Here is a 12,293-nt window from a genome sequence, read left to right on the forward strand (position 1 = left end):
CTCGCATTCGCGCTGAAAATCTCTCGTATAGTCGATAGGATACAGGCGCGAATGCGAGAACCCTTGCGGATATGTTTGCACAGTCGGGATGCTCCCCAAGTTTGATGGCAGAACGCAGAACAACGATAATAAGATTGGTTCAATCGTTCGGAATACGAGTCCTTGGATGGATGCGGACTCGCATTCCGAACGATCGAACCTTTGATCGATGCGGGATCAAGTTAGTTGGGCGGGTCAAAGCGGTTGACAGACAAAGCAACACCGATCATCGGTAGCGCGACGCCAAAACAAATCAGCCACTGATCCAAGTTCATCGGAGCAGTCTCAAATATGCTATTGATAAACGGAGAATTAGCAAAGATAATCTGCAAAATTACCGCCAAAACAATTCCCACACCGAGGGCGGGAGCACCACTAACTTCTTCCTTAGAACCGCTAAATTTAGCCATCAAAGAAGGCAACAATTGGCTGAGACTCAACAGGTAAAAAATTCTTCCCATTACCAAAGCTTGAATAGCCATCGTGCGGGCGAGTTCGATCGTTCCCCATTGGCGCACCCATTCAAACATCCCAAAAATTATTGTCCAGTTGTAAAGAGAAATAGCGATGATTCGCTTGATCCGATTTGCTGTTAGTAAAGGTTCATTTGCCGATCGCGGTTGTTGCTGCATTACTCCCGGTGACTTCGGCTCAAAAGCTAGCGGTACGGTCATCGTAATCGAATTGAGCATATTCAACCAGAGGATTTGTAGCGACAAAATCGGCAATTCTCGGCCTAGCAGTGTGCTGAGCAAAATAGTCATCGATTCTCCGCCGTTAACTGGCAGAATGAAGCTAATTGCTTTGAGTAGATTTTTGTAAACCGATCGCCCTTCTTCGATCGCACATTCGATCGACGCAAAGTTATCATCCGTCAAAATCATGTCGGCGGCTTCCTTAGAAACCTCCGTACCGCTGCCCATCGCAATCCCGATATCCGCTTGTTTGAGGGCGGGCGCGTCGTTAACGCCGTCTCCCGTCATCGCCACAATTTCGCCTTTCTGTTGCAAAGCTTCTACCAGCCGGAGTTTTTGTTCGGGGGCGACGCGGGCAAAAACTGAACCAGCTTCTACAGCTTCGGCGAGTTCGTTTTTACTCATTTCGGCGAGTTGAGCGCCGGTATAAGCTACGAGTTCCCTGTTATGTTTAGTTTTGCGGAATCCCATCCGACGGGCGATCGCCTTAGCGGTAGCGATATGATCGCCGGTAATCATTTTGACTTGGATTCCAGCCGTTTGACAAGCTTGAACAGCCGCGATTGCCTCAGCCCGTGGCGGATCGATCATCCCCTGTAGTCCCAAGAAAATTAGCCCAGATTCCAAATCCGCATGATCGACGGAATTTTGGTTTTCCGGTACTACCTTTTTCGCTAAAGCCAAGACGCGCAAGCCTTGCTTTGCCATTTCATCGACAGAAAAGTGAGTTTGTTCGCGATCGACTTCTACCGGATTTCCTTCCGTATCGAGACTCGAACTACATCGGCTCAAAACAGATTCTACCGAACCTTTGACATACAAAACTTTGCCAGTGGGAATTCGGTGCAGCGTCGCCATGTATTGAAACTGAGATTCAAAGGGAATTGAATCCAGTCGTGGCATGGATTTTTCCAAGACTTGTTGGCTGAGTTCTGCTTTTTTACCTGCTGCAATTAATGCCCCTTCTGTCGGATCGCCGACGACAATCCAATCATTATCTTTGAATTCGAGATGAGAGTCGTTGCAAATCATTCCGGCTTGCAAACATTCTTGCAAAGTTGGAGATTGACTGACACTAATTGGTAGTTGGTTGAGTTGAATTTCGCCTTCTGGACTGTACCCTGTACCTGTAATAGAGTAGGATTCGCCACCAGAATAGATTTCTTGCACCGTCATCTGGTTTTCCGTCAAAGTTCCGGTTTTGTCAGAACAGACGACGGTAGCGCCGCCTAGGGTCTCTACTGCGGGCAATTTGCGGACGATCGCATTTCGAGTTGCCATCCGGGAAACGCCCACCGCTAGGGTGACGGTGATGACGGCGGGTAAGCCTTCGGGAATTGCGCCGACAATCAGGGCGACGGCGGGTTCGACTGCTTCTTTAAAGGCTGAAACTCCCGCTGGGACGGGTCTGCCCAATCTGACTGCGAAGGTCAAGGTTGCCATTCCCAACACGAATAACAGCCAGTTTTGACTGAATTCGTTGAATTTGCGAGTTAAGGGCGTGGTGAGGTCGATGTGGCGGTCTAATAGTTGGGAGATTTTGCCAGTTTCGGTTTTATTGGCGATCGCAATTACGATACCGCTACCCTGGCCGAAGGTAACAAAACTGCCAGCATAGGCCATGTTATCGCGTTCTGCGAGCGGCGTTTCTTGCGGGAGAACTAAGTCTCCAGATTGTCCTAATTCTTTTTCGACAGCAACGGATTCGCCTGTAAGTCCCGATTCATCAATTTGCAAGTCGCGTACTTTAACTAAGCGCAAATCCGCAGGTACTTTGTCACCGGAAGTCAGGGTTACTAAGTCGCCCACAACGAGTTCTTTTGAGGGAACTCTTAATTTTTTGCCACCTCGAATGACTGTGGCTTCTGTGGTGACAGCTTTAGCTAGGGCATCAATTTTTTTCTCAGCCCCAGCTTCTTGGATGAAACTGATAATCGCGTTGGTAGTTGTTACACCCCAAATTACGCTGGCATTCAGCCATTCTCCAATCAGGGCTTTGATTAAACCGGCACTCAGCAAGATAATGAGCAGGGGTTGGTTAAATTGCAGTATAAATTTTAACCAGGCTGGTTTCCCTGCTTTAACTGTTAGTTCGTTGGAGCCAAATTGCTGTTGGCGATTGGCGACTTCTGCCGGATCTAAACCATTTTCCAGGTTGGTTTCTAATGTAGATGCAACCTTTGATCTTTCTAAGTAGTGCCAAGATTGCTCTGCTACGTCTACATCGTTGGCGGCTTTTGCTGGCATGATTTTTCCTGGATTTTTGTTGTTTGGCGAGCTTTCTTTTATCAATCTTGAATCAGCGTGCTCTATACAATTCCTCGCTTGTTGGAGCGTGAATATATTGAGCGACAAGAAGGTTGATTAATTGTTTGAAGGCGTTTTGACTTCCATCTATCTTACAGCAGATGTGTCTGTCTTTCTCAATTAGTTTGGGAAATTCTTTTGGGTGCTAAATCTTTTTTGGGAGTTTTCCAAACAGGTAAAAAAAGTTACTCAACTTCTTGACATATGGCAAGTTTTAGGTTGTATAGAGTCCTGAACCCTTTAGCATAAACAGTTTGATTTCCGTACTCTGTAACTGTCAACTGTCCACTGTCAACTGTCCACTACTATATGTCTTCCTTGTCTTGTTTATTTGGCAGTTTTCTGCTGTGAGATTTTCCGACTCTGCGATTCCCGCACGGGCGATCGCGAGTGCGTGCGTGTTACAACCTAGGTTAAGCAACAAAATTGTGATCTCATGGAAATAGTGGTAACGCTGCTGCTGGGTTCGGCGCTGTTTGTCTGGGGAATGCGCACAGGGAAGGCGTTAGTGCGATCGGGAGTGACGGCTAACGATCTGTTTAAGGGCCGAAACTCGATCGCCCTGCTGTTTTTGGGTTTTTACTTTGGCTTGCTGCTGCTGGCGTTAAATCTGCCTCAAATGCCTGTTTTGCCGATCGAGTGGCGCTTCCACGGAATGCGAGTAACTTGGACTCTGCTGCGGGTGATGCTGATGGGAGTCTGCGGTATTGGGTTTACTGTAAGTTGGCTGACGGCGCGATCGCAAGTAATCGCAGTAATTTTAATTGGCTTGTTGGGCTTGGGAGGATTTACAAGCGCTGAAGCTTATTTTATGGCGCCAATTTACGCTGATTTAATCGATAACTTGCGGCCAAACGGTGTATTTCGCCAAACATCTGACAGCAGTTGCGCACCAGCGGCGCTAGCAACCGTGTTGAAACGTTGGGGAATCGAGGCGACGGAATCGAGCGTAGCGCGTTTGGCCGGCACGAGTCGCTTGGGAACTTCGATGCCACAATTGATTGTAGCAGCGAGAGCCTTGGGTGTGAACGCAATAGAATTGAGGCCGACTTGGGAGCAAATGCAGCAAATCAATCGCCCCGGAGTGCTATCAATTTCGCTCGCTACTGGAGCTATCAAACGGCCGCACGCAGTGGCTTTGCTGGCGATAAATGACAGTGTAGCTATTATTGGCGATCCGGCGCTGGGGAAGATTTTTTCTTTAGACAGGGCAACTTTAGCTCGGTTTTGGCTGAAGGAATACGTGCCGATTTTTCGATCGACTGATATTTTGTTAAGTGACAAGCAAGCTGTTGATTATTTGACTAAGTTAGGATATAATTCTGGGAATTTAACAGCAGACATCGAGCGCTTTCAAACAGATAAAAAAATGAAAGTCAGCGGCAAATTAGATAGGATGACTGAATTAATGTTGAGCGGCCCTTTCTTGGAAGGCGTACCGAGATTGGATGGTAAATAGTTATAAAAAATACCGCGCTAAAGTTTGTAGTGAGGACTTCAGTCATCTTAAGTTTCTGAGGACTGAATTCCTCACTACAAACCTGGGCTTTTAGCGATATTTCCTAATATTATAAAGAGCGCTGAAGCGCAACTACGTACCTAATTTGTCTGACGACAATAAAACCACACTTGTTTTTAAGTGGGGTTAGGGAATCGGTTTTCAGTTAAGCGTCTTGTATTACAGCATTCATCAAATATCTCACAAAGAAATACCAAGCCAACTATCAATTGACTCAGTAGATTTAACCACATTCATCCCCGCCTGCGCGAATCTTAAAAAAGCCGCATCTGCTTGTTCGGTAAAATCAACAACACCCGGAACAACCACCGGCGAAGTACAATCTTCCAACAAATAAACCTTCCTAGCCAACATAGAATCCCGCGCCCTAATTTCAGTCAACAAATCATCAATCGTCCAAGCCACACAGTGACTTTTGGCTTGTCCCGCAATAATTATTGCATCAAATTCTAATAACTTATCAATAAACGCAGCATTTTTATGAGCAATCGGATTTCCGTCTGCCCCATCTAACACTTCCGGCTGCAAAACCGAATAGTTTTCAGTTAACGGATTCCCACCTTTAATCTCAAAAAGTGCTTGACTGTGGCGCGCCATACTGTGAAAAAATATCGCTTCTTCCACCGCAGAAACCAGGGCGTGTCCAATCCCCCCCAACATCGAGTGATAGGGCCAAATTGTCAAGGGAAATTTGCCATTGTCGCTGAGTTTCTGTACGTAGTGAAGGCAGTGTTTTTGTAGTTGGGCATAATTCCCGCCCGCGATGCTATCGGCGACGGCTGGGTTGACTTTCCAAGTTCCTCGCTGCACATCTTCCAGAGTAATTAATGTGGCGGCGGGAATGGGGTTTTCGCCTGCATCATTTATCCAAAATATGGGATGAAAAATTTGCATGGCGGTGTGCGTGTCCATTGTCGGCGCAATCGCGGTAATTGCGTTTAAGTTGCGGTAGATAAATTCGCACAGCCGCAAGTTGTCACCGACAGCACCGCTACCGGAACGCCCGCCGACAAATAGTTCAAATTCTGGTATGCAAAATGTATTTTGGGCATCAATTATTAGCAAACAAATTCGCTTTTCGTCGCTGGCTGCTGGCTGAATACTGTGTTTCAATGCCCAATTCTTAGCTTCTGTCGCTCTTTCTTGATAGGGAACTCGCCAGATTTCACTGAGTTTCTGGGCGTCGAAATATTCTGGAATTGGGAGTTTTGTTTTTGCGGTCATGGTTGATATGTTCAACAGTTGACAGTTGACAGTTGACAGTTGACAGTTGACAGTTTGAGAGCTACCTTTACCTAGAAGGAAGAGGATTGGAGTAATGAATAGTCTGATTTTAATTTCTCCCGAGCAGGGAGAGGCTTTCAACCAATTCTTTCTGGTAAGTTAACAACTGCTATATAATGCTGGTATCTATCTATTTATCGGTCAATTATGGAGCCAGAAGCAACTCAGATTTCTAGCAGGGATATTTTAAAACGCAGATTGTTGTTTTTGTCGATCGCCCTTGCAGTCCCTCTGTTAATTGTAGCAACTAGATCTGCCTACGTTCAAGGACTGTTAAGAGCTGTTTTAATCCAAATCGAGCATTTAGGCGTCTGGGGCCCGATCGCCTTTATCGCTACCTACAACTTCGCTACGATACTATTTATACCTGGTTCCGTGCTGACCTTGGGAGGCGGAGTGCTGTTTGGGCTGTGGTGGGGTTCGATATACGTGTTAATCGCTGCCACCTTAGGGGCGACCTTTGCTTTTCTGATCGGGCGATACCTGTCGCGCGATCGCGTGGTAAAATATATGGAAGCTCACCCAAAGTTCAAAGCCCTCGATCGCGCCGTTGCTAAAGAAGGATTAAAAATAGTTTTTTTGACTCGCCTTTGTCCTTTATTTCCATTCAATTTATTGAATTACGCTTTGGGGATTACTCAGGTTTCTTTGAAAGATTATGTATTAGGTTCCTCCGGCATGATTCCGGGAACCGTGATGTACGTTTACTCAGGTTCTTTGGTGGGAAATATTGCTGCTATATGTACGGTAAATCAGCCTGCAAATCCTCAAGCCGAACTTGTAAAATGGTTGATTAATACCATCAGTTTTACGGTTGCTGTCGCCGTCACCATCTATATAACTAGGATTGCTCGCAAAGCTTTAGATGAAACTATTTAATTAGGAAGATTTGCTCATGTCGCAGTCAAAAGTCGATCGCGTAACAGTCCCCCCGATGGACGAATACAACCAAAAATTAGTCTCCTACTTGCATCCGCCGGATTGGGTAAACCCGCAGCCCGCTAGCAGCTACAACTTAGTAGTAATTGGCGCGGGCCCAGCCGGATTAATTGTGGCGGCGGGGGCGGCTGGTTTGGGTGCAAAAGTTGCTTTGATTGAAAAACATTTGATGGGCGGCGACTGTTTGAATGTCGGTTGTGTACCTTCTAAAGCCATGATTCGATCGGCCCGGACTGTCGGCGATATTTGGAATGCGAGTAAATTTGGGGTTAATGTTTCTAACAGTCCAGAAGCGGATTTTGCTGCGGTGATGGAACGGCTGCGCCGGATTAGGGCCGGAATCAGCGATGTTGATTCTGTTGGGCGCTACCAGCACGAATTAGGAGTCGATGTTTTCCTAGGTTCCGGTAGCTTTACTAGCAATTCTACCATAGAAGTTGCAGGTCAAACTCTGAAATTCAAAAAAGCAGTAATTACCACAGGCGCAAGGGCGCGACAACCGCAAATTCCCGGTTTGCAAGAAGCTGGATATTTGACAAATGAAACTGTATTTAACCTCACAGAAAAACCTCAGCGTTTGGCGGTAATTGGCGGTGGGCCGATCGGCTGCGAATTAGCTCAAGCTTTTCGGCGCCTGGGTTGCGAAGTCGTGTTGCTGCACAAAAATGCTCAGATTTTGGACAAGGAAGATGTCAGTGCTGCGACAATTGTACAGCAGGCTTTTCTAAGAGAAGACATTCAATTAATACTTGAATCGAAAATAGAGCGCGTTGAACAAACAAATTTAGGCAAAGTAATTTATTATCAATCTCAAGGTAAGGAAGCATCGGTAACGGTAGATGAGATTATTGTGAGTGCGGGGCGATCGCCAAACGTGGAAGGATTGAACCTAGAAACTGTCGGCGTGGAGTACGACACAGAAAAAGGTGTATTTGTCAACGACAATTTGCAAACTACCAATCCCCGCATTTATGCCGCAGGCGACATTTGCATGAAACATAAATTTACTCACGCTGCGGATTTTGCCGCCAGGATGGTGATTCAAAACACTCTGTTTTTCGGGCGCAAAAAGCTCAGCGCCTTGACGATACCTTGGTGTACCTATACAGATCCGGAAGTGGCGCGCGTCGGATTGGGCGATCGCGAATTGCAAGCCCAAGGAATTGATGTCGATACATTTGTAATTCCTTTCAGTAAGGTCGATCGGGCAATTATTGACGGCGAAGAGGAAGGATTTGTGAAAATCCACGTCAAGAAAGGCAGCGACAAAATATTAGGTGCAACTATTGTAGCGCGACACGCCGGGGATATGATAAGCGAGATTACTTTGGCAATGGTTAACAATATTGGTTTAGGAAAGATTGCTAGCGTCATTCACCCCTATCCGACGCAAGCCGAAGCAATTCGGAAAGCAGGAGATGCTTACAATCGCACTCGTTTGACTCCCTTTGTGAAAAATTTGTTTAATAAATGGCTGGCTTGGACACGATAGAAAATGCCATCAGAATGTACGCACAAATTCTATTTAATCTTGTGGGATGGGCTTATAGCTTGTCCCATAAAGCCGATCCCCCCTAGCCCCCTTGAAAAAAGGGGGAAAAGAAAGCTCTTAAAGTCCCCCTTCTTAAGGGGGATTTAGAGGGATCTCCGAGTATGAGGATTCGATCGTAAACCGTATTGCCATAAAGCCGATCCCCCCTAGCCCCCCTTGAAAAAAGGGGGGGACAAGAAGTTCTTCAAAGTCCCCCTTCTTAAGGGGGATTTAGGGGGATCTCCGGGCCAGAAAAATAAATTATTAACTGAACGAACCGTATTGATTTATGTTTCCGTTTCTATTTCAAAGGTAACGCCTTCATACAAAAGTTCGATCGCCAACTCAAATTCAATACTTGACAAAGTTACAATCTCTCCAGCACTATAAGAATAGTAAAGCCACATTTTACCCTCACCCCGACAGTAACGTTCAACCGAGACTTTTTCAGAATCAATCAAGATATACTCTTGCAAAGTCGGAATTTTCAGGTAAGCCGTGAATTTTTCATCCCGATCCTTACCGCTTGTACCGGGCGAGAGAACTTCCACAATTAGTTTGGGATGTTGAATAAACTTGCGCGCATTCATATCTTCAGGATCGCAACTGACAATCACATCCGGGTAATAGTAACGGCTGCGAGGAATGACTTGCAATTTCACATCTGATACGTTCGCCCGACAACCTCTAGAACGCAGATGAGGGCGCACGGCAGTGTAAAAGTTAAGTGCAAGATCGTTATGGGGAATTGTACCGCCAGTCATCGCAAAGACTTCGCCGTTGACATATTCGTAGCGAATGTCTTGTTGCGCTTCCCATTCGAGATATTCCTCGAACGTCATTTTTTGGGGTGATTGGGGAATAGCTATCATATTGACAGTTGACAGTTGACAGTTGACAGTTGACAGTTGACAGTTGACAGGTAAATTTTTGATTCACTGTTACTTAGATTGTAGCATCACGCCCAAGGCGATTTATCGCCCAAATCAATCCTCTGTTAAAAATCCCCTTCATCTACTTGAAATACAGTCAATCCCAACGACCGCCACATATCAACCACCTGCTGGCGATCGTCCAATACAAACTTAACATTATATTGCCCTGCAATCTGCTGCTGATAAATTTCCTCCTTCATAATCGCATCCTTCCTCATATCCCCAGTTTTCCGCATATAAAGGGCTGCATAATTGACCTCATATTGCCGCAACCATTGTTCAGTTTGAGGTTGACAGTCATCGGTTCTGCCCGATACTACGATAATATTAACGCTCTCCTGCCACTTGCGGACGGTATCTAAGACGGGCTGATTCGGTAAATCGCGATCGCACTTTGAAGCATCAAAAGGATTTCTACCGTTAAGCAGCGCCAAAGTCCCGTCCATATCCACAACAATTGCATCCGGCAAATCCGGGTTATATTCCGGCGGCGCAACCGGAACCCGCACGTACTTATTGTACATCTTCATTATCACATCTTTGCCCACAGAATTAAGTCTTTTCAAATCCCGTTTAATACACTCCTCCACCGGAACTTGCAGGAAAGAATCATTGACTTCAACGATGGCTTTACCCTTGACCAACTCCTTGATATGATCGATGTGAGGCCCAAAATTAGTATCATCAACAATCACGTGCTTCCCACTTTCCAAAGCCATCAGAATAATCGTATCTCTCAACTGCACAATAAACTTTTCATTCGCCGGAGACCAATGAGAATCGTGAGCCATTTCTCGAAGTAAATCTTTATTGCTGCGCACCCACCGTGCAGGTTCAGACAGCAGCAATTCTCTCGCAAATTGAGATTTTCCAGAAGCAGGTAAACCGACAAGCACAATAACTCTTTTCATGACAATTGGTAATGGCTAGATGTATAAACTATAATTTTTAGGGTGCAGAGTGCGCACCTTCCCGCTTGTTCCTCAGTCCGCGGAGGCGGACATCGTTTGTGTAGGCGCGAATGACCTTCGCCGTATACTATTAATTAGTTTACTCATAAACCTAAATTGATATAATCCAAACCCAATAACTCCTCTATCTTATGAATCGTAACATCGCGGAGAGCTTCTTTCACTCCCGCAACTCTACGAGCCCGCAAAGAAAACAAAATCCCAGAATACGGCAAATGTTTCACAGCGAAAGCAAAATCTTTCTGCACTTCGATATGTTCGTGCTGTCGGTAAACCTCCTCGATTTCTTGAACTAACAATTCATATTTACTCTTAACTTTTTGATACAAGTCAATCCACTCGGGAAAATAAGCTAAAAACTCTTCTCCTTCATTAGTCAAAACAATTTCGATCATCCGCCGCGTCGAAAATCCTTCGCGAAGGTGGGAAATCGCGACATATTGCGGAGACTTAACCTTAACTCGGTTGAAGTTAGCATCACAAATAATATACCCTTCCGAATCCATCGGATCTAAATTTTGAGACGCTTCGATAACTTCTTTCCAGCTAGTTAAAGGATATGATGCTACCAACTCCCAGCCATATTGATTTGACCACATACTGGGGTCACTTTCTAGAAGTGTTTGAGTGTTGCGAACCCCGTGCAGGACAATTTGATTGTTTTTTTGCTGCACAACTATTCTATTGTAAGGCGTCATCAACTCAAAGATAAAACACTCGTCGGTTGCTTCCGGTAATTGATAGCCCAATTCTTGCCAAACTTTCCAAAAAAGTTCGGCAAAGCTGAATCCAAAACCATTAACTTCGCCCGCTGCATCGGGAGTCCCGCTAGATTGCACTCTCCATTCTCCCTTATAAAAATACAGTACAGTCAGCGAACCGTCTAGTTTTTGGTAAACTTTGGCGCGACTCCAATCAATTGCAGCGGCGTGGCCTTCCCCGTAGTTGAAAAATTTGTCGTAGGGATAAGAAACAATCTGCCAGTCTTGAGATGAATCTAAAATAATGCCTCGGCACTGTTGGACTATTTTTTCGCCCAGCGGGGATTCTATCTGCGAGTATTTCAGACAGACTAAATCGGGATATTGACGGTGGCGGGTAACTTTGATATGATAAGTTTCGCACAAAGTTTCTAATCCGTGCTGGCGTAAATACTCTTGCAGTTCCACGTTTGACTCCTAAATTACTCGCCTTCTCTATTTTATAGGAAATTGCATATTTCCGTGCATTTGTAAAGAAAATTTAAACTTGCTTTTTTCCTGAATGCCTGTTGTGGGTTTTGTATTTGGGAGTTGTGTTGTAAATTAAGTGAACGCGCTTGGGTGCCAAACTAGACTGTTTCGACATTGAGGACGAAAATAGTGAACAATAAATTATTACTTTTGGCGACTTCTGCTTGTGTATTGACTGCTTTAGTGCCTGTTTCGCAAGTTTTCGGTGCGGGCAAATTGCCGCAGATGCTGGCGGAAACCAAGCCTGTTGCTAAAGCTGATGCTGCTGTGCCTGTAAGTGAAATTTTGCCAAAGTTAAAAGGCAAAACGCAAGTACCTATCTTTATCCCCAGCTTGGTTCCTGTTTCGCAGAAACTTTACTATCAAACCCAAAGTAAACCCGACAGCTATATTATTTCTATGGAGTTTACAGCAGATTGCAAAGGTACTGGCGCTTGCACTTTTGGGGAAATTAGAGGTCAAAAAGGTGGTGAATTTTCTACTAAGATGGAAGGGGTAACTAAGACTTTAAAAACTGTTCAACTTGCGGGCGGAGTGAAAGGAAATTTTCACAACGGTTGCGGGGCTTACTGCACGGCTAATCTTGAGTGGAAAACTCAGGGTTTTCTGTATACTGTAGCCATTAAAAATGGAGGGGAAGCAGATTTAATTAAGATTGCAAATTCTGCTATTCAAGCTGGTAAACGCTAAGAGGATTTGCGATTTTGTAGAGAAACCAAGCAATTTTAGTCTTGGCGATTGCTTTCCTTCGGATAGCTTCGCTAACGTTCCTCGCAATGACACAGAATATTAGACTTGAATTGCAAAAATCGGAAAACACCCTAAAATTATCTGCGTTTAT

At 45.1% G+C, this 12,293-nt stretch carries 9 protein-coding genes; 4 read left to right on the forward strand and 5 right to left on the reverse strand.

Annotated elements, in window-relative coordinates; translation table 11 throughout:
• Nucleotides 1-221 precede the first annotated feature (221 nt).
• Nucleotides 222-2,981, reverse strand: a complete 2,760-nt coding sequence (locus tag QT974_RS21250; RefSeq protein WP_333470403.1) for an HAD-IC family P-type ATPase — start codon at nt 2,979-2,981, stop codon at nt 222-224.
• 496 nt (nt 2,982-3,477) lie between these two features.
• Between QT974_RS21250 and QT974_RS21255 the strand changes: the two genes are divergently transcribed.
• On the forward strand, nt 3,478-4,500 hold the full coding sequence (locus QT974_RS21255; protein WP_333470404.1) for a cysteine peptidase family C39 domain-containing protein: 1,023 nt from the start codon (nt 3,478-3,480) through the stop codon (nt 4,498-4,500).
• A 240-nt stretch (nt 4,501-4,740) separates the two neighbouring features.
• Here the strand turns inward: QT974_RS21255 and QT974_RS21260 are convergent, their stop codons facing one another.
• Nucleotides 4,741-5,784, reverse strand: coding sequence for an isochorismatase (locus QT974_RS21260; RefSeq protein ID WP_333470405.1), 1,044 nt, complete (start codon nt 5,782-5,784; stop codon nt 4,741-4,743).
• A 207-nt stretch (nt 5,785-5,991) separates the two neighbouring features.
• On the opposite strand from QT974_RS21260, the gene QT974_RS21265 reads away from it, so the two are divergent.
• Nucleotides 5,992-6,723: a TVP38/TMEM64 family protein gene (locus QT974_RS21265; protein ID WP_333470406.1), complete on the forward strand. Its 732-nt coding sequence runs from the start codon at nt 5,992-5,994 to the stop codon at nt 6,721-6,723.
• 16 nt (nt 6,724-6,739) lie between these two features.
• Complete coding sequence (locus QT974_RS21270; RefSeq protein WP_333470407.1) at nt 6,740-8,275, forward strand: mercuric reductase; 1,536 nt, start codon at nt 6,740-6,742, stop codon at nt 8,273-8,275.
• Nucleotides 8,276-8,601: 326 nt separating this feature from the next.
• Here the strand turns inward: QT974_RS21270 and QT974_RS21275 are convergent, their stop codons facing one another.
• The 3 genes from QT974_RS21275 to QT974_RS21285 form a co-directional block, all read right to left on the reverse strand.
• Entirely contained in the window at nt 8,602-9,186 is a 585-nt protein-coding gene (locus tag QT974_RS21275) for a Uma2 family endonuclease (RefSeq protein WP_333470408.1), read from the reverse strand.
• 125 nt (nt 9,187-9,311) lie between these two features.
• Entirely contained in the window at nt 9,312-10,160 is an 849-nt protein-coding gene (locus QT974_RS21280) for a phosphatase domain-containing protein (protein WP_333470409.1), read from the reverse strand.
• A gap of 143 nt (nt 10,161-10,303) precedes the next feature.
• Nucleotides 10,304-11,389 (reverse strand): RNA ligase, encoded by a 1,086-nt coding sequence (locus tag QT974_RS21285; RefSeq protein ID WP_333470410.1) that lies wholly within the window; start codon nt 11,387-11,389, stop codon nt 10,304-10,306.
• Between the two features lie 192 nt (nt 11,390-11,581).
• Here QT974_RS21285 and QT974_RS21290 point away from each other — a divergent pair, with 192 nt between their 5' ends.
• Nucleotides 11,582-12,142 carry a hypothetical protein gene (locus tag QT974_RS21290; RefSeq protein WP_333470411.1) on the forward strand — a complete coding sequence of 187 codons (561 nt, stop codon included), beginning with the start codon at nt 11,582-11,584 and terminating at the stop codon, nt 12,140-12,142.
• The last annotated feature ends 151 nt before the right edge of the window (nt 12,143-12,293 follow it).

This window comes from Microcoleus sp. BM001215392 (assembly GCF_036700185.1).
Classification (GTDB): Bacteria; Cyanobacteriota; Cyanobacteriia; order Cyanobacteriales; family Microcoleaceae; genus Microcoleus.